The 20,191-nt window shown below is 66.9% G+C and carries 18 protein-coding genes; 9 read left to right on the top strand and 9 right to left on the bottom strand.

Going from position 1 to position 20,191, the window contains the following annotated elements:
- The first annotated feature begins 54 nt into the window (after positions 1 to 54).
- The 8 genes from AC5Y4H_RS03210 (at position 55) to AC5Y4H_RS03175 (ending at position 11,120) form a co-directional block, all read left to right on the top strand.
- Positions 55 to 789, top strand: a complete 735-nt coding sequence (locus AC5Y4H_RS03210) for an NUDIX hydrolase (protein WP_499978489.1) — start codon at positions 55 to 57, stop codon at positions 787 to 789.
- Positions 786 to 3,176 carry a hypothetical protein gene (locus AC5Y4H_RS03205; protein WP_499978487.1) on the top strand — a complete coding sequence of 797 codons (2,391 nt, stop codon included), beginning with the start codon at positions 786 to 788 and terminating at the stop codon, positions 3,174 to 3,176. The genes AC5Y4H_RS03210 and AC5Y4H_RS03205 overlap by 4 nt, the downstream gene beginning before the upstream one ends.
- Positions 3,173 to 6,817 carry a lipid II flippase MurJ gene (locus AC5Y4H_RS03200; RefSeq protein WP_499978486.1) on the top strand — a complete coding sequence of 1,215 codons (3,645 nt, stop codon included), beginning with the start codon at positions 3,173 to 3,175 and terminating at the stop codon, positions 6,815 to 6,817. Before AC5Y4H_RS03205 ends, AC5Y4H_RS03200 begins: the two co-directional genes overlap by 4 nt.
- Before the next feature lie 66 nt (positions 6,818 to 6,883).
- Complete coding sequence (gene sigM, locus AC5Y4H_RS03195) at positions 6,884 to 7,471, top strand: RNA polymerase sigma factor SigM (protein WP_499978483.1); 588 nt, start codon at positions 6,884 to 6,886, stop codon at positions 7,469 to 7,471.
- 72 nt (positions 7,472 to 7,543) lie between these two features.
- Positions 7,544 to 8,314 carry an RsmA family anti-sigma factor gene (locus tag AC5Y4H_RS03190; RefSeq protein WP_499978480.1) on the top strand — a complete coding sequence of 257 codons (771 nt, stop codon included), beginning with the start codon at positions 7,544 to 7,546 and terminating at the stop codon, positions 8,312 to 8,314.
- Between the two features lie 93 nt (positions 8,315 to 8,407).
- On the top strand, positions 8,408 to 9,418 hold the full coding sequence (trxB, locus tag AC5Y4H_RS03185; RefSeq protein ID WP_499978478.1) for a thioredoxin-disulfide reductase: 1,011 nt from the start codon (positions 8,408 to 8,410) through the stop codon (positions 9,416 to 9,418).
- On the top strand, positions 9,415 to 9,768 hold the full coding sequence (trxA, locus tag AC5Y4H_RS03180) for a thioredoxin (protein ID WP_499978476.1): 354 nt from the start codon (positions 9,415 to 9,417) through the stop codon (positions 9,766 to 9,768). Before trxB ends, trxA begins: the two co-directional genes overlap by 4 nt.
- 131 nt (positions 9,769 to 9,899) lie before the next feature.
- Complete coding sequence (locus tag AC5Y4H_RS03175; protein WP_499978474.1) at positions 9,900 to 11,120, top strand: N-acetylmuramoyl-L-alanine amidase; 1,221 nt, start codon at positions 9,900 to 9,902, stop codon at positions 11,118 to 11,120.
- On the opposite strand, the gene AC5Y4H_RS03170 is transcribed toward AC5Y4H_RS03175, so the two are convergent.
- From AC5Y4H_RS03170 to rpmH, 9 genes are all read right to left on the bottom strand, one after another.
- Positions 11,117 to 11,896, bottom strand: coding sequence for an acetyltransferase (locus AC5Y4H_RS03170; protein ID WP_499978472.1), 780 nt, complete (start codon positions 11,894 to 11,896; stop codon positions 11,117 to 11,119). The two genes, AC5Y4H_RS03175 and AC5Y4H_RS03170, sit on opposite strands and share 4 nt — an antisense overlap.
- A 264-nt stretch (positions 11,897 to 12,160) precedes the next feature.
- Positions 12,161 to 13,147 carry a ParB/RepB/Spo0J family partition protein gene (locus AC5Y4H_RS03165; RefSeq protein WP_499978471.1) on the bottom strand — a complete coding sequence of 329 codons (987 nt, stop codon included), beginning with the start codon at positions 13,145 to 13,147 and terminating at the stop codon, positions 12,161 to 12,163.
- A 17-nt stretch (positions 13,148 to 13,164) separates the two neighbouring features.
- Positions 13,165 to 14,181 (bottom strand): ParA family protein, encoded by a 1,017-nt coding sequence (locus tag AC5Y4H_RS03160; protein ID WP_499978469.1) that lies wholly within the window; start codon positions 14,179 to 14,181, stop codon positions 13,165 to 13,167.
- Positions 14,178 to 14,918: a 16S rRNA (guanine(527)-N(7))-methyltransferase RsmG gene (gene rsmG / locus AC5Y4H_RS03155; RefSeq protein WP_499978467.1), complete on the bottom strand. Its 741-nt coding sequence runs from the start codon at positions 14,916 to 14,918 to the stop codon at positions 14,178 to 14,180. The genes AC5Y4H_RS03160 and rsmG overlap by 4 nt, the downstream gene beginning before the upstream one ends.
- A gap of 77 nt (positions 14,919 to 14,995) precedes the next feature.
- Positions 14,996 to 15,562, bottom strand: coding sequence for a Jag family protein (locus AC5Y4H_RS03150; protein ID WP_499978464.1), 567 nt, complete (start codon positions 15,560 to 15,562; stop codon positions 14,996 to 14,998).
- A gap of 81 nt (positions 15,563 to 15,643) precedes the next feature.
- Positions 15,644 to 16,738 (bottom strand): membrane protein insertase YidC, encoded by a 1,095-nt coding sequence (gene yidC, locus AC5Y4H_RS03145; protein ID WP_499978462.1) that lies wholly within the window; start codon positions 16,736 to 16,738, stop codon positions 15,644 to 15,646.
- The gene (gene yidD / locus AC5Y4H_RS03140; protein ID WP_499978629.1) at positions 16,722 to 17,033 is read right to left on the bottom strand and encodes a membrane protein insertion efficiency factor YidD; all 312 of its coding nucleotides are present in this window, start codon (positions 17,031 to 17,033) and stop codon (positions 16,722 to 16,724) included. Before yidD ends, yidC begins: the two co-directional genes overlap by 17 nt.
- Positions 17,034 to 17,065: 32 nt before the next feature.
- Complete coding sequence (rnpA, locus tag AC5Y4H_RS03135) at positions 17,066 to 17,425, bottom strand: ribonuclease P protein component (protein ID WP_499978460.1); 360 nt, start codon at positions 17,423 to 17,425, stop codon at positions 17,066 to 17,068.
- A gap of 22 nt (positions 17,426 to 17,447) precedes the next feature.
- On the bottom strand, positions 17,448 to 17,591 hold the full coding sequence (gene rpmH / locus AC5Y4H_RS03130) for a 50S ribosomal protein L34 (protein ID WP_003874369.1): 144 nt from the start codon (positions 17,589 to 17,591) through the stop codon (positions 17,448 to 17,450).
- 599 nt (positions 17,592 to 18,190) lie between these two features.
- Between rpmH and dnaA the strand changes: the two genes are divergently transcribed.
- Complete coding sequence (gene dnaA / locus AC5Y4H_RS03125) at positions 18,191 to 19,726, top strand: chromosomal replication initiator protein DnaA (RefSeq protein ID WP_499978459.1); 1,536 nt, start codon at positions 18,191 to 18,193, stop codon at positions 19,724 to 19,726.
- Positions 19,727 to 20,191 lie beyond the last annotated feature (465 nt).

Here is a 20,191-nt window from a genome sequence, read left to right as displayed (position 1 = left end):
ACCCCGCGGCGAGTATCTCCGGGAGAACATGTCGTGCCAGCTACTATCGCTTGGGTGTCGGACGGCGAACAAGGCAAACCACGTCGGCGCCGGGGGCGTCGCCGCGGCCGTCGCACCCCGCCTTCGTCCGAGAACCAAGCCGTCGGTCAAGCGACCGGGGATTCGACAGCCACCAAAGCGCGCCGACCGCGGCCGTCTCGGCGCGGACCGGACCAGCTGCGGACCGTGCACGAAACCTCCGCCGGAGGCCTGGTCATCGACGGTCTCGACGGACCGCGCGAGTCTCAGGTCGCCGCCCTGATCGGACGGATCGACCGGCGCGGACGGATGCTGTGGTCTCTGCCCAAAGGACACATCGAACTCGGTGAGACCGCCGAGCAGACCGCCATCAGAGAAGTAGCCGAGGAGACCGGGATCCGGGGCAGCGTGCTGGCCGCGCTGGGACGCATCGACTACTGGTTCGTCACCGATGGCCGTCGCGTGCACAAGACCGTGCACCACTACTTAATGCGCTTCTCCGGCGGTGAGCTGTCCGACGAGGATCTCGAAGTCGCCGAGGTGGCCTGGGTGCCGATGGGCGAATTGCCGTCGCGGCTGGCCTACGCCGACGAACGCCGCCTCGCTCGCGTGGCCGATGAGCTGATCGACAAGCTGCAAAGTGACGGTCCGGCTTCCCTTCCTCCGCTGCCGCCCAGTTCGCCGCGGCGCCGCCCGCAAACGCATTCGCGGACTCGGCATTCTGACAAACCGGCCGCGGGCCGGAAGAACGGCCACGGACCGGGGCCGTGACAGCTCCGCGTCTCCGGTGGGCCGGCTTGATGCGTATCGCCGCCGTGCTCGCCATCGTGGCCGGACTCGCGGTGCTCACCGGGCCGGTGATGCCTCGCGCGTCGGCGGGCGAGCCCGGGGTGACACCGTTCGTCCGGGTTCGCATCGATCAAGTCACTCCCGACGTGGTCACCACGACCAGTCCGCCCGTCGTGACCGTCAGCGGCATGGTGACCAACATCGGTGACCGGCCGGTCCGCGACGTCATGGTCCGCCTCGAGCACGCGGGCGCCGTCACCGCCTCCGCGGGCTTGCGCACCACGCTGGACGGTGAGACCGATGGATATCAGGCCGCCGCGGACTTCCTCACAGTGGCGCCCGAATTACAGCGCGGCCAAGAAGTCGGCTTCACCCTGTCGGCCCCGCTGCGCGCCCTGACCAAGGCGTCGCTGGGAGTGGAGAAGCCCGGCATCTACCCGGTCCTGGTCAACGTGAACGGCACGCCGGACTACGGCGCACCCGCCCGGTTGGACAACGCGCGATTTCTGCTGCCGGTCGTGGGAGTGCCGCCCGACCGCGCCGACGACCTGGGCTCCGCCGTCGCTCCCGACACCTCTAAGCCGGTGCTGATCACCATGCTGTGGCCGCTGGCCGACCTGCCAAGGCTGGCTCCCGGCGTGCCGGGCGGAACCATCCCGGTGCGGCTGGTCGACGACGACCTGGCCACCTCGCTGGCCGGCGGCGGCAGGCTCGACATCTTGCTGGCCTCCGCCGAAGTCGCCACCAGTCACGATATCGACCCCGACGGCGCCGTCGGCCGGGCGCTGTGCCTGGCAATCGACCCCGATCTGCTGGTCACGGTGAATGCGATGACGGCCGGCTATGTCGTGTCCAACTCCCCGGACGACTCGGCGCAACTGCCCGGCACCCCCACCCACCCGGGCGCTGGGCAGGCCGCGGCGACCGACTGGCTGAACCGCCTACGCGCCCTGGCGCACCGGACCTGCGTGGCCCCGCTGCCCTACGCGCAAGCCGACCTGGATGCCGTCCAGCGCGTCAACGATCCGGGACTGAGCGCCATCGCCACCACCAACGCCAACAGCATCATCGACAAAATTCTGGACGTCTCCTCCATTCGCGGCGCCACGCTGGTGCCGGACGGTCCGCTGACGAGCCGCGCTGCCAAGTTGCTCAGCGCCAACGACAACACTGTCGCCATCGCCGCCGCCGACCTGTCAGCCGACGGGTCGCAGGGCTCCTTTGAGGGCGGCGTCGACACCGCCCCGCGACGATTGTCTCCGCAGGTCGTGGTCGCGCCGTTCGACCCCGCCGTCGGGGCCGCGCTGGCCGGGGCGGGCACCACCCCCGGGGTCCCGACGTACCTGGACTCGTCCCTGACGGTTCGTCTGGGACACGACTCGGTGACTGCCCGGCGCCAAGACGCGCTGGGCTCGATCTTCTGGCACGCGCTGGATCGAGACGAGCCGCGCACCCAGATCCTGGTCCCGCCGTCGACGTGGAATCTGCAAGCCGACGACGCCCAGGTCATCCTGACCGCGCTGACCACCACCATCCGCTCCGGCCTGGCACTGCCGCGCCCGCTGCCGGTCGTGGTCGCCGACGCCAACCAAGCCCGTACCGAACTGCAGGGAAAGGTCGGCAACTACGCCTCGGCACCCGGCCAGTTCACCGACGACGTCACGGCCGGCATCACGGGGCAGGTCGGCCGGCTGTGGGGATTGACGTCAGCACTGATGGCCGACGATCGCACCGGGCTCACGGGCGTCCAGTACACCGCCCCGCTGCGCGAGGACATGCTGCGCGCGCTGAGCCAGTCCGAACCGCCCGACACCCGCAACGGATTGGCCCAGCAACGCCTGGCGGTGGTCGGCAAGACGATCAACGACCTGTTCGGCGCGGTGACGATCGTCAACCCGGGCGGCTCCTACACCTTGGCCACCGAGCACAGCCCGCTGCCGCTGGCGCTGCACAACGGCCTGGCCGTGCCGATTCGGGTGCGGCTGCATGTCGATGCCCCACCGGGGATGAACGTCACCGACATCGGCCAGATAGAACTGCCGCCGGGCTACCTGCCCCTGCGCATCCCGGTCGAAGTGAACTTCACCCAGCGCGTCGCCGTCGACGCGACCCTGCGGACCCCCGACGGTCTGCGGCTGGGCGAGCCGGTGCGGTTGTCGGTGCATTCCAACGCCTACGGCAAAGTCCTGTTCGCCATCACGCTGTCCGCCGCGGCGGTCCTGATCTTGCTGGCCGGCCGGCGGCTGTGGCACCGCTTCCGTGGCCAGCCCGACCGCGCGGACCTGGACCGCCCCGACCCACCCGATGCCCGGCACGCCGCTGACCCCGACGACGCCGACAACCGGGTCGAACACGAGCACCGCGTATGACGCCCACTTATCGGCAGGCCCAACCACACCACCGCCTGCCCGAGCCGTCGCGGCATTCCCGGGTGCCGGGGTCACCGCCGACCGGTCCCCTGCCGCCCGTTGCCGCCGAGATCGATCGTCGCCGCCCCGAGTTGTCTGACGCCGCGCTGGTGTCGCGGTCGTGGGCGATGGCGTTCGCCACGTTGATCAGCCGGCTGACGGGCTTCGCCCGGGTGGTGCTGTTGGCCGCGATCCTGGGCGCCGCGCTGTCGAGCGCGTTCTCGGTGGCCAACCAGCTGCCCAACCTGGTGGCGGCGCTCGTGCTGGAGGCGACGTTCACCGCGATCTTCGTGCCGGTGCTGGCGCGCGCGGAGCAAAACGACCCCGATGGCGGGGCGGCGTTCGTGCGACGCCTGGTCACGCTGACGACGGCGCTGCTGATCTTCGCCACAGCGCTGTCGGTGGTGGCCGCCCCGCTGCTGGTGCGGTTGATGCTGGGCCGCAACCCGCAGGTCAACGAGCCACTGACCATCGCCTTCGCCTACCTGCTGCTCCCCCAGGTCCTCGCGTACGGGCTGACATCGGTGTTCATGGCGATCCTGAACACCCGCAACGTGTTTGGGCCCACAGCGTGGGCGCCGGTCGTCAACAACGTCGTCGCACTGGTCACCCTCGGGGTCTACGCGCTGGTTCCCGGTGAGCTGTCGGTCGATCCCGTCCGGATGGGCAATGCCAAGCTGCTGGTGCTCGCAGTCGGCACCACCTTGGGCGTGTTCGCCCAAACCGGGCTGCTGCTGGTGGCGCTGCGGCGCCAGCGCGTCGACCTGCGCCCCCTGTGGGGAATCGACCAGCGCCTCAAGCGCTTCGGCACGATGGCCGCCGCCATGGTGCTCTACGTACTGATCAGCCAGCTCGGCCTGGTGGTCGGCAACCAGATCGCCAGCACCGCAGCGGCATCGGGCCCCGCGATCTACAACTACACCTGGCTGGTCTTGATGCTGCCGTTCGGCATGATCGGCGTGACGGTACTGACCGTCGTGATGCCACGACTGAGCCGCAACGCCGCCGCCGACGACACCGAGGCTGTGCTCGGCGACCTGTCGTTGGCCACCCGGCTGACGCTGATCACGCTGATCCCGATCGTGGCGTTCATGACCGTCGGCGGCCCCGCCATGGGCAGCGCCCTGTTCGCCTATGGCCATTTCGGAAACGTCGACGCCGGATACCTGGGTGCCGCGATCACCCTCTCGGCCTTCACGCTGATCCCCTATGGGCTGGTGCTCCTGCAGCTGCGGGTGTTCTACGCACGCGAACAGCCGTGGACGCCGATCGTCATCATCCTGGTCATCACGGCCGTCAAGATCGTCGGCTCGGTGCTGGCGCCGCACCTCACCGACGACCCCAAGCTGGTGGCCGGTTTTCTGGGGCTGGCCAACGGCGTCGGATTCCTCGCCGGCGCCATCATCGGCTATGTCCTGCTGCGACGCGCCCTACTGCCGGCCGGTGGCCACCTGATCGGCGTCGGCGAAGTCCGGACGATCCTGGTGACGCTCACCGCGTCCATGCTGGCCGGGTTGATCGCCCATGTGGTCGATCGCCTGTTCGGCCTGGAAACCCTTACCGACCATGGCGGTGCCGGTTCCCTGGTTCGCCTGTTCGTGCTGGGACTGATCATGCTGCCCATCACTGCCGCGGTCATGCTGCGCGCACAGGTGCCCGAGGCGCGCGCGGCGCTCGACGCCCTCCGGTACCGCATCACAGGCCGCGGACCGCGCCCTCGCAAACCGAGTGCGAAGGATCGATCGTCTCACCGGCGCCCGGTCACGTACCCTGAGCAGAGGAATTCGTCCCCGCCTGGGGTAAGTGCGGTCCAGGAGCCGATCCGGCGCAGGCCTCCGGAGCGGGCAAACCGAGCCCGGCTAGTGAAAGGACCGGAGGTGACTGACCGCCCGATGGAGAGCGCAGCCCCCAGCTCTGGGCCTGGTGCAGGCTCAGGCGCCCCACTGCCGCGCCCGATCGCCGACGACTTCCAGCCCGACATTCCCTCCGACGAGCCAAAGCGGCCCAGCCTTCCGCGCCCGTCGGACAAGTCCAACGGCGATATCCCTGGTTCCCGGCACGCACAGACCCCGTTCGAAGCGCCGCGCGGCCGTGCGGCGGACTCCCCGGGAGACGACCTGCACCTGGTCCCCGGCGCACGCATCGCCGGCGGTCGGTACCGACTGCTGGTGTTCCACGGCGGCGCCCCGCCGCTGCAGTTCTGGCAAGCGCTCGACACCGCGCTGGACCGGCAGGTGGCGCTGACCTTCGTCGACCCGGACGGCGCCCTGCCCGACGAGGTTCTGCAGGAGATCCTGTCGCGCACCTTGCGGCTCAGCCGCATCGACAAACCCGGTATCGCCCGCGTCCTCGACGTCGTCCACACCGGGTCCGGCGGCCTGGTGGTCTCCGAATGGATCCGGGGCGGCTCGCTGCAGGAGGTCGCTGACACCGCACCGTCGCCGGTGGGCGCCGTACGAGCCATGCAGTCGCTGGCCGCCGCCGCCGACGCGGCCCACCGCGCCGGCGTCGCCCTGTCCATCGACCACCCCAGCCGAGTGCGAGTCAGCATCGAAGGCGACGTCGTCCTGGCCTACCCGGCGACCATGCCCGACGCGAACCCGCAGGACGACATCCGCGGCATCGGCGCCGCGCTCTACGCGTTGCTGGTCAATCGGTGGCCCATCGTGGAGAGCGGGGTGCGCAGCGGACTCGCGGCGGCCGAACGCGACTCCTCCGGCAACCCCGTCGAGCCGATGACCGTCGACCGCGATATCCCCTTCCAGATCTCCGCGGTCGCCGTTCGGGCGGTCCAAGAGGACGGTGGAATACGCAGCGCCTCAACGCTTTTGAACCTGCTGCAGCAGGCCACCGCGGTCGCCGACCGCACCGAGGTCCTCGGTCCCATCGACGATTCGCCCTCACCCTCGACAGCTTTGATCTCGCCCGCTCAAGGGCAGGAGACCTTGGCCCGGCGGCGGCGCAACGTGCTCATCGGGGTCGGCGCCGGACTCGCCGTCATCGTGGTGGCACTGCTCGTGCTGGCGTCGATCGTGAGCAAGATCTTCGGCAACGTCGGCGGTGGCCTGAACAAGGACGAGCTCGGGCTGAACGGCCCCTCGTCGTCCTCGTCCGCGCCGGCGTCGTCGAGCGCCCCGCCGGCGGCCGCGGGCAGCGTCGTCAAACCCACCAAAGCGACGGTCTTCTCCCCCGACGGCGACGCCGACAACGCGGGGACGGCCGGGCAGGCCATCGACGGCGATCCCTCGACGGCCTGGGCGACCGAGGTCTACACCGACGCTGTGCCCTTCCCCAGTTTCAAACAGGGCGAGGGGTTGATCCTGCAGCTGCCCAGCCCCACCGTCGTCGGCCAAGTCAACATCGACACCCCGAGCAGCGGGACCAAGGTCGAGATCCGGGCGGCATCCTCGCCGTCGCCGTCCAGCCTCAACGACACAACCGTCTTAGCCCCTGCCTTCACCCTCAAGCCCGGGCACAACGCAATCCCGGTCAAGGCGGGCTCGCCGACGTCGAATCTGCTGGTGTGGATCTCCACACTGGGGTCCACCAACGGCAAGAGCCAAGCCGGTTTTTCGGAGATCACGGTCCAGGCCGCGTCCTGAGCCGCCCACTCACATAACCGTTCCGAGTGAAGTGCCGCGCGATAGGCGATTAGTTAATGTCCGGCCGTGGGCCTCGGGAGAAATGCCAAGCACGAGCGCAGCGACGCCGAACTCCTGGCAGCCCATGTGGCCGGTGACCGGTACGCCTTCAGCGAGCTCTTCCACCGTCACCGGCGCCACCTGCACCGGCTTGCCCGGCTGACCACCCGCACCCCCGAGGACGCGGAAGACGCACTGCAAGATGCCATGCTTTCCGCGCACCGCGGCGCGGGCGGGTTCCGGCATGACGCCGCCGTCGGCAGCTGGCTGCATCGCATTGTCGTCAATGCCTGCCTGGACCGGCTTCGTCGTACCAAAGCGCACCCGACCGTGCCCCTGGAAGACATCTATCCGGTGGCCGATCGCACGGCTCAGGTCGAGACCAAGCTGGCGGTGCAGCGCGCCCTGATGCGGCTTCCCGTCGAGCAGCGCGCCGCGGTGGTGGCCGTCGACATGCAGGGTTACTCGGTGGCCGACACCGCCCGCCTGCTCGGCGTCGCCGAGGGCACGATCAAGAGCCGGTGTGCTCGCGGCCGGGTTCGGCTCGCCGAGCTGCTGGGCTACCTCAACGCCGGCACCCACGCCCTGCCCGACGCCGCCGCCGGCCAGCCCTGACCGCTCGACATGCGGCCAGCCCCGCGGGGCCATGCATGGCCATCGGCGCGTGCATGACGGACACTGGGTCCGATGAATGCAGCGGGCGACGATCCGGCGGATGACCGCGGCGCGGGATCAGACCCACCGCTGACCGTCGACTTGCTCGCCGACCTACAGGCTGGCCTACTCGACGACGAAGCCGCCGCGCGCGTTCGCAGTCAGGTCCGCGCCGATCCACATGCCGCCGCCGTGCTGGGCGCCCTGAATAGGGTGCGCCGCGACGTCGGCGCCGTCGGCGCAGATCCGGGCTCCGCGCCCGACCCGCCCCCGCAGGTAACGGGCCGAATTACCGCGGCGCTGCGCTCCGCGCCGCCCGCTTCCCCTGACACGTCGGAACCGGCCGCTCACTCCGCCCGCAAACACATGCGTCCGGCCCGGGCCATCGCGGCCACCGCGGGCCTGTGCGCGGCGCTCTGCGCAATCGGCTTCGGGACCGTCGCCCTCCTGCATGCTCCCGAACCCGTCCCGGACACCCCTGGCGACGTCCAGCACATAACGCTGTCCACACCTCCGATGGAGATCCCGCTTTCGCAGCACGAGCTCCTCGGCCTGCTCGACCGCAGTCCCGACTACGGAACGCTGAGCGACCCGGCGCGGCGTGCCTCCTGCCTCACCGGCCTCGGCTATCCGGCGTCCACCCCGATCCTCGGTGCGCGCCCGGTCGAGATCAACGCCCGGCCCGGCGTCGTTCTCGTGATACCCGGCGACAGCCCGCACATTTTGGCCGTCTTTGCGGTCTCCCCCAACTGCAGCGCCGCCGATACCGGCCTACTGGCCAACACCCAGGTTCCCCGCCCTTAATGTGGTGCCATGGCTGGTGCGACACAGCCGGGAACAGCCGTGCCTACGCTGGCGTTTACACAAATCCACAGACGAATCGCTTGAAAGGCTTTCATGACCGCCGACACTGTGCATGACGTGATCGTTATTGGTTCGGGTCCTGCTGGGTATACCGCGGCGTTGTATACCGCGCGGGCGCAGTTGGCGCCGGTGGTGTTTGAGGGGACGTCGTTTGGTGGGGCGTTGATGACGACGACCGAGGTGGAGAATTTCCCGGGGTTTCGGGATGGGATCACGGGTCCGGAGTTGATGGATCAGATGCGTGAGCAGGCGTTGCGCTTTGGTGCGGATCTGCGGATGGAAGACGTCGAGTCGGTCTCACTCGAGGGTCCGGTCAAGACGGTCACCACGGCGGAGGGTGAGACGGTGCGGGCGCGCTCGGTGATCTTGGCGATGGGTGCGGCGGCACGGTATTTGGGGGTGCCCGGTGAGCAGGAGTTGCTGGGTCGTGGGGTGTCGTCGTGTGCGACCTGTGATGGGTTCTTTTTCCGGGATCAAGACATCGCGGTGATCGGTGGTGGGGACTCGGCGATGGAGGAGGCGACGTTTTTGACCCGGTTCGCCCGCAGCGTGACCCTGGTGCATCGGCGCGAGGAGTTTCGGGCGTCGCGGATCATGCTGGACCGTGCGCGGGCCAATGACAAGATCACCATCGTGACCAACAAGGCGGTCGAGGCGGTCGAGGGCAAGGAGACGGTGACGGGGCTGCGGTTGCGCGATACCGGTACCGGGGAGGTGTCGACGTTGGCGGTGACCGGGGTGTTTGTGGCCATTGGTCATGATCCGCGCTCGGAGTTGGTGCGCGAGGTGTTGCAGACCGATCCCGAGGGTTATGTGCTGGTGCGCGGGCGCACCACCAGTACGTCGATTGATGGGGTGTTCGCCGCCGGGGATCTGGTGGACCGCACCTACCGCCAGGCCATCACCGCCGCGGGCAGCGGCTGCTCGGCGGCCATCGACGCCGAACGCTGGCTCGCCGACCACGTAGAGTCCAGCGTCGCCGCGCAAGGCGACGCAACCGAATTTCCGGGCAGTACCGACACATTGATTGGAGCACCACAATGACCGATGCCGAAAAAGCCGGTGCCACAATAGAAGTCTCTGACGCGTCGTTCTCTACCGACGTGCTGTCGAGCAATAAGCCTGTGCTGGTTGACTTCTGGGCAACTTGGTGCGGCCCGTGCAAGATGGTTGCCCCGGTTCTCGAGGAGATCGCCAGCGAGCGAGGCGAACAGCTCACGGTCGCCAAGCTCGACGTGGACGCCAACCCCGAAACCGCACAGAGCTTCCAGGTGGTCTCCATCCCCACTCTGATCCTGTTCAAAGGCGGGCAGCCGGTGAAGCGCATCGTCGGGGCGAAGGGCAAGGCGGCGTTACTGCGTGAGCTCTCGGACGCGGTTCCCGACCTCAGCTGATTTCATTTAATTCTTCGCACCACGCCCCGCGCACAGCCTGCGGTTTTCCCGAATTTACGAAGCGTCTGCGACAATACCGTTAGCTGTTGCCCACATCTGAGCTTGTCAATTAGTCCCGGAGGGCCCTTGGTATGCCGAGTCCGCGCCGCGAATACGGCGACGCGCTGCGCTGTGGTGATCACAGCGCTGCCGTGACCGAGATCCGGGCGACCCTGGCCACACTGGGCCTGCTGGACAGCTCCGAGGACGATCTCAACACCGGCCGGCACGTGGCCCTCGAACTCTTCGATGCCGAACTCGACCAAGCGGTACGTGCCTTTCAGCAGCATCGCGGTCTGCTGGTGGACGGTATCGTCGGCGAGGCCACCTACCGGGCGCTCAAAGAGGCGTCGTACCGGCTTGGTGCCCGCACGCTGTATCACCAATTCGGCGCACCCCTGTTCGGTGACGACGTGGCCACGCTGCAGGCGCGACTGCAGGATCTGGGCTTCTACACCGGCCTGGTCGATGGATACTTCGGACTGCAGACGCACAACGCGTTGATGTCGTACCAGCGTGAGTACGGCCTGTCCGCCGACGGTATCTGCGGCCCAGAAACGTTGCGCTCCTTTCATTTCCTGAGTTCGCGAGTCACCGGCGGATCTCCGCATGCGCTCCGCGAAGAGGAGCTGGTGCGCTCATCCGGTCCCAGATTGTCGGGCAAGCGGATCATCATCGATCCGGGCCGCGGCGGCGCGGACCACGGCACCATCATGCAGGGCCCGTCGGGGCCGATCAGCGAAGCAGATGTGTTGTGGGACTTGGGCAGCCGCTTGGAAGGACGGATGGCCGCGATCGGCATGGAGACCTTCCTGTCGCGACCGGTCAACCGCAGTCCCCTCGATGCCGAACGCGCCGCCACCGCCAACAATGTCGGTGCCGACCTGATGATCAGCCTGCGCTGCGAAAGTCAGGCCAGCGCGGCCGCCAACGGGGTGGCTAGCTTTCACTTCGGCAACTCGCACGGTTCGGTGTCGACCATTGGGCGCAACCTCGCCGACTTCATCCAGCGAGAAGTGGTGGCCCGCACCGGTTTACGGGACTGCCGCACGCACGGCAGGACGTGGGATCTGCTGCGCCTGACCCGGATGCCAACCGTACAGGTCGACGTCGGCTACATCACCAACCCTCGGGACCGCTCGATGCTGGTCTCGACGCAGGCCCGCGACGCCATCGCCGAGGGCATCCTCGCCGCCGTCAAGCGGCTCTACCTGTTGGGCAAGAACGACCGCCCCACCGGCACCTTCACTTTCGCCGAGTTGCTGGCCCACGAACTGTCGGTGGAACGCACCAGCCAACTCGGCGGTTCCTAGGTACTAATCACCCCGGGGGTTTCGGGCGCATTCGCTGTTGTAGACCCGGCGCCCGAGGTCGTGGACCCGGCGCCGACCGGCTGCTCCAGGTGCGCGTTTTCCAGCAGGCGCTCCAGGGCGGCCTCCACCTCCGCCTTCCAGCCGAGGCCCTTGTCGAGTTCGAGCCGCAGCCGAGGGAAGTACGGATGTGGCGCTACCACAACGAAACCCGTGTCTTTCAGGAATTCTGCATCCATGACGCAGTGGTCCACCGAGCAATCACCGACGGCTTCCAACACCGGCCGAACGTCGGGACCGACCAAGCGCGGATCCTGCAATTCCGAAGCGGCCGGGGTACGGCCGAACGCCTCGAGCGCGCGCACGCCGCGGCGTACCAGTTCATCGATGACCCGGGCGATCAAGCCGTGCGGCAGGTCATCGGCCGCCGGGCCGGGTTCGATGCCCATCGACGTCAACAGCACCGCGTCGGCGGACACCGGACCGGTCGGGAACCGCTGTGCCCGCGGCACCGCTCGCGGCGGGGCGTAGAAGACATAGCCCAGGCACGGGGGCTCCGCTTGGCTCCGCTCGTCCGGAACCGCGGTCGCAACTTGCCCGCACGATCCCCACTCCAGCATCACCATCGACAACCACGCTTCTTTTTCGAATTCGGGGTCGGCGAGGTGATCCTGATTACCGAGGGTCGCGGGATCAACTTCCCAGAAGACGCACCGGCGTGCGTGCTTGGGAAGCTGCTCGAATGCCTCGAGCCTCAGCGGCATGATTCGAGCGGACACTAGCCTCCTGGCTCTTGTGCGGTACTGCAGCCGTCTGCACCTGCAACCCCTCCAGGATAGGAGAGGTGGTCCTCATCGGGCCAGCTTTGGCCTGGTCATCGGGGTCGACGCGCCCGGACGGCCGACGCCGGGCCGCCACCACGCGCCTTTCGTCGAGAGTTGTTGATACGCACGCCGTTTCGTTGAGCCGCGGTGTCCGGGGTGGCCGGATCGCGGGAAAAGTCGCCCGGTTGTCACAGTGACGTAATTACACGGTGTCCTAGTTCACGCCTTGGACGGGGACATAACGTCGAGAATCCGTTGTAGATCGTCCACCGACCCGAACTCGACCACGATCTTGCCCTTGCGCTTCCCCAGGCTGACCGTGACGCGCGTATCGAAGGCGGTCGACAGCCGGTCGGCAACGTCTTGCAGGCCCGGCATCTGGATGGGCTTGCGGCGCGGAGCCGTCGGCGTGGCCGCACCGCTCCGGTTGGCCAACGTGACGGCCTCCTCGGTTGCCCGCACCGAAAGTCCTTCGGCAACGATCCGGGCGGCCAGCTCCTCCTGTGCTTCGGGACCGGCCTCCAGCGACAGCAGCGCTCGCGCGTGACCGGCGGACAGCACTCCGGCGGCCACCCGCCGCTGCACCGCGATCGGCAGCTTGAGGAGTCGGATCATGTTCGTGATCAAGGGCCGCGACCGGCCGATTCGCGCCGCCAGTTCATCGTGGGTGACACCGAACTCGTCGAGCAGCTGTTGGTAGGCTGCCGCCTCTTCCAACGGGTTCAGCTGCACCCGGTGGATGTTCTCCAACAGGGCGTCGCGCAGCAAATCGTCGTCGCCGGTCTCGCGCACGATGGCGGGGATGGTCGCCAGGCCTGCCTCTTGCGCCGCGCGCCAGCGCCGCTCCCCCATCACGATCTGGTAACGCGCACCGCTCGCGGAATCCTTGGTCGCTCGAACCACGATCGGCTGCAAGAGGCCGAACTCGCGAATGGAGTGCACGAGCTCCGACAGGGCTTCCTCGTCGAAAACCTGCCGCGGCTGACGCGGGTTACGTTCGATGTCGGCCGGTGCAATCTCGCGATAGACTGCACCCAACGGCGATGCGTCTTGCGGTGGCGGTCCCCCGATCAAGACGTCAGCGGCGGCGTCGCCCATCCGCGGGCCAAGCGTCGCCGGACCCGAGTCGCCCTCCGCGGGGCCGGTCGGGATAAGCGAAGCCAGGCCCCGGCCGAGGCCACCCTTCTTGCGTAACGGCTGTGTCATGGTCGTCCCTTCGGTGGTCAGTCGCGCTCGGCGAGCTCGCGGCTCGCATCGAGGTAGCTCATCGCCCCGCGTGAACCGGGGTCGTAATCGATGATGGTCATGCTGTAACCCGGTGCTTCGGAGACCTTCACGCTGCGCGGAATGACGGTGCGCAACACCTTGCTCCCGAAGTACCGGCGCACCTCTTCCGCGACCTGGTCCGCGAGCTTGGTGCGGCCGTCATACATGGTCAGCACCACGGTGCTCACCTCGAGCTTGGGATTGAGGTGCGCCTTCACCATTTCGATGTTGCGCATCAATTGCGAAACGCCCTCGAGCGCGTAGTACTCGCACTGAATCGGGATCATGACCTCCGGCGCAGCGACGAGCGCATTGATCGTCAGGAGCCCGAGCGATGGCGGGCAATCGATGAAGACGCAGTCGAAATCCAGGTTCTCGAGGTCGGCCAGCGCGGTGCGCAGCCGGTTCTCGCGCGCCACCATGCTGACCAATTCGATTTCGGCGCCCGCCAAATCGATTGTTGCCGGGATGCAGAACAGGCGCTCGTTGTGCGGGCTCTGGCGGAGGGCGTCGTGCACGGCGACCTCACCGAGTAAGACTTCGTACGACGAGGGTGTCCCCGATTGCCGATCGGTGATGCCGAGTGCCGTGCTCGCGTTGCCCTGTGGGTCGAGGTCGATGACAAGGGTCTTGAGTCCCTGCAGCGCGAGCGCCGCCGCTAGGTTGACGGCGGTGGTCGTTTTTCCGACCCCGCCCTTCTGGTTCGCGACGGTGAAGACTCGACGACGGGACGGCCTGCGCAGCGGCGGGTAGGTGGTGTGCAGCACGCGCATCGCGCGTTCGGCCGCCGCCCCGATGGGGGTGTCGAAATCGTCCACCGTTTCACGTGAAACATTCGCCGTCGCCGTCGGCGCCGCGGCAACCGCGGGCGGTGTGGATGCGTCCGGCCCCGCCAGCGCCGGCGTGGGTGCCCCCGCTTGGTGAACGTCTGCCGGCGCCTGAGAAGCCGCCGGCCAATCTGCTGAAGAAGTCATCGGTTTCCGGCCTTCCCGGTCCGTGCCGGTTTGTGGTGCGGCGGCTTTCCGCGTCGCGCTGAAACTACGGTTGCGGGGGGACGCAAATAGGTCGCGCCACATGTCACCACCCTGACATCAGCGGCGCCCGATGCGGCCATCACACGCCGGAATTGGTCAACTTCATCCAAAGCCCGCTCCCCCTTGATGGCAAGCATCCGCCCGGCGGGCCGTAGCAATGGCAAGCTCCACTTCGTCAACTTGTCCAACGATGCAACCGCTCGCGACACCGCAGCATCCCTCTCCCCGAACCGGTTGCGCACTCCCGGTTCCTCCGCACGGCCACGGACCACCTCGACGGCTAACCCTAGTTCGTTGACGACCTCGTTGAGAAATTCGCTGCGCCGCAGCAGCGGTTCGAGCAACACGACCTCGAGATCGGGCCGCGCAATCGCCAGCGGTATTCCGGGCAGGCCGGCCCCGCTGCCGATGTCGATGATCCGCTCGCCCCGGCCGAGGAGTTCGGCGAGGGCCGCGCTATTAAGTATGTGGCGCTCCCAAATGCGGTCCACTTCCCGCGGGCCGAGCAGCCCCCGCTCCACCCCTGCGGTCCTGAGGAACTCCGCATACCGCTGCGCGCTGTGGAGTCGATCGCCGAAGATCGCTATCGCGGCGTCTGGGGGGCTGCCGTTGTCGGCGCCCTCCCCCGAGTGGCCCGTCGCTGCATCCGCGGGGCCGCCATGTTTCACGTGAAACATCCTCTAGTTGGCGCGCGCACTTTCAACCTTCGGAGGCCGGTGGACGACGGGAACTACACGGCTGTAACTCTGTGCGGTCAGTCGTGCAGGACGACCACGCGGCGCGCGGGCTCAACGCCCTCGCTCTCGCTGTGCACTCCGGGGACCGCGGCGACCGCGTCGTGGACGATCTTGCGTTCGAACGGCGTCATCGGCGCAAGCTCTTCGCGCTCGCCGGATTCGAGCACCCGGCGCGCGACCTTGTCCCCCAGCGCCGCCAGTTCCTCCCGGCGCCGGCGGCGCCAGCTCGCGATGTCGAGCATCAATCGGCTTCGCACTCCGGTCTTCTGGTGCACCGCCAGCCGGGTGAGTTCCTGTAGGGCGTCCAGCACCTCGCCGCCGCGACCCACCAACTTGGTCAAGTCGTCGCTGCCATCGATGCTCACGATGGCGCGGCTGCCCTCGACGTCCAAGTCGATGTCCCCATCGAAGTCCAACAGGTCCAACAACTCTTCGAGGTAGTCGCCGGCTATTTCGCCCTCGGCGACCAACCGCTCCTCCAGATCATCGATCTCGTCCGCACCGGCATCCGGGGCATCGGCGGTGGCGGTTTGCGTGTCGAGCTGTGTATCAACGTCGCGCTCGGTGGTGTCGGCGTCTGTCATGTCTTCTCTCCCTCAATCCATGGGCCCCAGCCCAATTGGGGTCGCCCTCTCCGGGCGGCCCCGCTAGCTATTACGCCCGTATCAGCGTTTGCGTTTCTTCGGTCGCGCCCCGGGCCGCGGCGTGCGGTTGGTCGGGCCACCGCTCGCGTCAGGCGGAGCCCCGTCGGCCACTTCGGAATCCGCCGCGGCGGAACCGGATGCGTCGGTCTCGCTGCCGGCCGTCGCCGAACCGTTCCCGCCCGGCGATACGGCCTTCGGATTGCGCTTCGGCTTGGCTCCCGGCGCGGGCGCGTTCGCCGCCCTGCGCTGGATCACTTCCTGCTTCTTGGCCTCGTCCTCTTTCTCGATCATCCCGAAGACGTAGTGCTGCTGCCCGAAGGTCCAGATGTTGTTCGCGAACCAATACAGGATGATCGCGAGGGGAAGGAACGGCCCACCGACCACCACGCCGAGTGGGAACACGTACAGCGCGAGCTTGTTCATCATCGCGGTCTGCGGGTTGGCGGCCGCCTCCGGGCTCTGCCGCGCCACCGACGCCCGGCTGTTGAAGTAGGTGGCGACCCCGGCCAGGATCATCACCGGCAGGCCCACCGCGATCACGGCTGGCCGGCTGAAGAAGGTGAACGCATCCAGACCGGTGCGCTGCGTCATGAAAGCGCCGATCGGTGCGCCGAACAAATTGGCGTCCAGGAAGTGCCCGACATCGGTCGGGGTGAAGACGTAGTTTCCGGTCATACGGTTCTGCGCCACCGACAAGTGGGGCTGGCCGAAGCCGCCGGTGGTCCGGTTGAACGAGCGCAACACGTGATACAGGCCGATGAACACCGGGATCTGCGCCAACATCGGCAGACAGCCCAGGATCGGGTTGAAGCCGTGTTCGCGCTGCAGCTTCTGCATCTCGAGCGCCATGCGCTGGCGATCCTTGCCGTACTTCTTCTGCAGCGCCTTGATCTGCGGTTGCAGCTCCTGCATCTGGCGCGTGGTGCGGATCTGCCGCACGAAAGGCTTATAGAGCAGCGCGCGCAGGCTGAAGACCAAGAACATCACCGACAGCGCCCAGGCGAAGAAGTTCGACGGCCCCAGCATGGAGGCGAACAACTTGTACCAAACCCACATGATCCACGACACCGGGTAGTAGACGAAGTCGAGGCTGAAGAAATCAAACAAAAGATCCACTCTCCCCTCGCGACGCTCGGACGGCCCGGGCGTCGCTGGCATCTCGGCAATTCACGTGGTTTTGGGGGCGGTCCGGTATCGGATCCCATCCGCCTTCATGCCACGGTCCGCACTTGGCGAGTCTGGCCGCAGCCAGCCAGCTCCCCCGAATCAGGCCGTACTCATTGAGCGCATCGACCGCATACTGGCTGCAGGTCGGAACGAAACGGCATGTCGCCGGGCGTAGCGGCGACACCATATGGCGGTACAGCTGGATCGCGAAAACGGCGCCGCGCGCGGCCGACCTTCCGGCCATACGTACGAACGCGCGCAGCCGCGCCGGCGCCGTCACCCCTTGCTCCCCGCCGCCGGAACTCGTCGCAGACAACGGCGCAGTTCCTGCTCGAGTCGGGCCGAGGACGCGGTCCGGCTGCTGGGCAGCGCGCGGATCACCAACTGATCCGACTGACCCAGCTCGTCCAGCAGCGTGCGAGCTACATGCCGCAGACGCCGAGCGACGCGATGCCGTTCCACGGCGGACCCGACGGGCTTGCCCACCACCAATCCGACGCGCGGGGCGTGGGTTTCGTCGCGAGCGGGTCCGCGGCGCAGATGCACGACAACGTCGGGCTGTGCCAGACGAATCCCGTGCTTCACCGTCGCGTCAAAGTCAATTGACCGCGTCATGCGGTTGCGTGCGGAAAGCACCGCTGAAGACCTGGCGCTGCGATCAGGCAGAGAGCGCGCGACGACCCTTGCGGCGCCGACCGGACACGATGGCGCGCCCGGCACGTGTGCGCATCCGCAGGCGGAAGCCATGCACGCGGGCTCGGCGCCGGTTATTCGGCTGGAAGGTCCGCTTGCCCTTGGCCACGACGTTCTCCTCGTTGTGTTGCCGTCCGGCCGCTCAGACGTTTCGCATCGAGCTCGTCTGCGGTTCGACCGGAGGTGGTCTTGGTGCTGCTGGCCGGCGCGGTCCCCAAGTGGTTCTGGTCGCAGCCGTATCGCCGACTTTCGGGCGACTGTTTGAGGGTACTGACGAGGCTTCGCCTGGTCAAACCTGGCTTCCCCCAACGGACCCACGCGAAGGCGTGAAAAAAGATCTCCGTTTCGATCACACTCGCCGCAGTCGTCGCTACCATAACGAGCCGAAGCAAGCCCCACGTACCCTAAATGACCTGACTGGAATGCAGCAGAACTGTTGGCAGCCGAACGGAAAACTGTTAGCTTCTGCGAAGTCGTTTTAGACGACAAGCAGCGCTCGGCAACGAAGCGAGGATGGTGGATCGACTAGCTGCTTAGACAACCTTTCGAGGTTCTCTTCCAGCGCGTCGATCGCGAGCCGGCCGGTAGGTTCTGGCTCGCCTATGATCATCCTGTCCACACCTGTGTATAACTATGTGGACAGTTATTTTGTCGCTCAGCGCGGTTGTAACTCGGGTCGGGACGTTCGAGAACCAGGGAGATGCGTCGTTGACCGATGACCCCGGTTCCAGTTTCACGACAGTGTGGAATGCGGTCGTTTCCGAGCTCAACGGGGAACCCACCGCAGACGGCATGGCCGTCAACCGCACGACCCTTGTCACTCCCCTGACTCCGCAGCAACGAGCGTGGCTGAATCTGGTCCGCCCGCTGACCATCGTCGAGGGATTCGCTCTGCTGTCGGTGCCGAGCAGCTTCGTCCAGAACGAGATCGAAAGACATCTCCGGGCGCCGATCACCGACGCGCTCAGCCGCCGGCTCGGGCAGCAGATCCAACTTGGAGTCCGCATCGCTCCCCCGCCTGACGATGTCGACGATGCGCTCATCCCGGCGGCGGAACCGTTCCCCGGATCCGACCCGTCCTCGGCCGCCGGCGAAACGGTCATCGACACCGAGGAAGCCTTCGAAAACAGCGAGACCGTCAGCGACAACCAGCCGGGCTGGCCCAACTACTTCACCGAGCGGCCGCACGCGATCGATCCGGCAGTCGCCGCCGGAACGAGCCTCAACCGCCGCTACACCTTCGACACTTTCGTCATCGGCGCCTCCAACCGGTTCGCGCACGCCGCCGCCCTGGCGATCGCCGAAGCGCCGGCCCGGGCGTACAACCCGTTGTTCATCTGGGGTGAGTCCGGCCTCGGCAAGACCCACCTGCTGCACGCCGCGGGCAATTACGCGCAGCGGCTCTTCCCGGGAATGCGAGTCAAGTACGTCTCCACCGAGGAATTCACCAACGACTTCATCAACTCGCTCCGCGACGACCGCAAGGTGGCGTTCAAGCGCAGCTATCGCGACGTCGACGTGCTACTGGTCGATGACATCCAGTTCATCGAGGGCAAGGAAGGTATCCAGGAAGAGTTCTTCCACACCTTCAACACCCTGCATAACGCCAACAAACAGATCGTCATCTCGTCGGACCGGCCGCCCAAACAGCTGGCCACCCTGGAAGACCGGCTGAGAACGCGGTTCGAGTGGGGCCTGATCACCGATGTGCAGCCCCCCGAGCTGGAAACCCGCATCGCCATCCTGCGCAAGAAGGCTCAGATGGAGCGGCTGGCGGTCCCCGACGACGTGCTGGAACTCATCGCCAGCAGCATCGAACGCAACATTCGAGAGCTCGAAGGGGCCTTGATTCGGGTGACCGCGTTCGCCTCGTTGAACAAAACACCGATCGACAAGGCGCTGGCCGAGATTGTGCTGCGGGACCTGATCGCCGATGCCAGCACCATGCAGATCAGTGCTGCCACCATCATGGCGGCCACCGCCGAATACTTCGACACCACAGTGGAGGAACTTCGTGGCCCCGGCAAGACTCGGGCACTGGCCCAGTCACGCCAGATCGCCATGTACCTGTGCCGCGAGCTCACCGATCTCTCGCTGCCCAAGATCGGGCAGGCATTCGGCCGTGATCACACGACGGTCATGTACGCGCAGCGCAAGATCTTGTCCGAGATGGCCGAGCGGCGTGAGGTTTTTGATCACGTCAAGGAACTCACCACTCGCATCCGCCAGCGCTCCAAGCGCTGAGCCCTCATCTGCAGCGTCGCCAACGACCGGTTTTCGGGCTTCGGCCGCCGATGTTGGTAATTTTTTTCGAGAAACTTCACGCGCGCCTGTCACACCCGTCTCACCGACGGCATGTGGGCAGGGCTGTGCACAACGCAATTAAGCACCGGTGTAGTAATGCGGCTTGGGTGCACAGCCGTCGTTCGTCCCCACGCTCCCAACACGTCACCCACAGGCGTTCACGACGCGATGCACAGCCCGATCGCTGCGCTAGCTGCGCCGAGACGGTGCTATCCCCAGAATGCACAGGCCTTAATACTGGTACTGAGATATCTTCATCGGTTCTTCTTTGGAATACAGGCTTGGGGACGCACGGCTCACACCTGCCGTCTGAGGCTTCGTAAGCCCGGGTTGTCGGGCTTTGCGATTAGCTTTCAAGATGGCCTCGAAGGATCTACGGTTGTTCTTCGACTGCCGTTGCGGTCG

The sequence above is a fragment of the Mycobacterium sp. NGS58 genome, from assembly GCF_059812385.1.
Note: the sequence above shows the minus strand (reverse complement) of the source record. Positions and strands in the feature narration are given on the sequence as shown.

Coding starts and splice junctions, on each gene's coding strand:
- AC5Y4H_RS03160 (WP_499978469.1), bottom strand. CDS start 14,181: ATGACTTCTTCAGCAGATTGGCCGGCGGCTTCTCAGGCGCCGGCAGAC.
- yidD (WP_499978629.1), bottom strand. CDS start 17,033: ATGGCCGGAAGGTCGGCCGCGCGCGGCGCCGTTTTCGCGATCCAGCTG.
- AC5Y4H_RS03150 (WP_499978464.1), bottom strand. CDS start 15,562: ATGACAGACGCCGACACCACCGAGCGCGACGTTGATACACAGCTCGAC.
- trxA (WP_499978476.1), top strand. CDS start 9,415: ATGACCGATGCCGAAAAAGCCGGTGCCACAATAGAAGTCTCTGACGCG.
- AC5Y4H_RS03175 (WP_499978474.1), top strand. CDS start 9,900: ATGCCGAGTCCGCGCCGCGAATACGGCGACGCGCTGCGCTGTGGTGAT.
- trxB (WP_499978478.1), top strand. CDS start 8,408: ATGACCGCCGACACTGTGCATGACGTGATCGTTATTGGTTCGGGTCCT.
- AC5Y4H_RS03200 (WP_499978486.1), top strand. CDS start 3,173: ATGACGCCCACTTATCGGCAGGCCCAACCACACCACCGCCTGCCCGAG.
- AC5Y4H_RS03190 (WP_499978480.1), top strand. CDS start 7,544: ATGAATGCAGCGGGCGACGATCCGGCGGATGACCGCGGCGCGGGATCA.
- AC5Y4H_RS03165 (WP_499978471.1), bottom strand. CDS start 13,147: ATGACACAGCCGTTACGCAAGAAGGGTGGCCTCGGCCGGGGCCTGGCT.
- rsmG (WP_499978467.1), bottom strand. CDS start 14,918: ATGTTTCACGTGAAACATGGCGGCCCCGCGGATGCAGCGACGGGCCAC.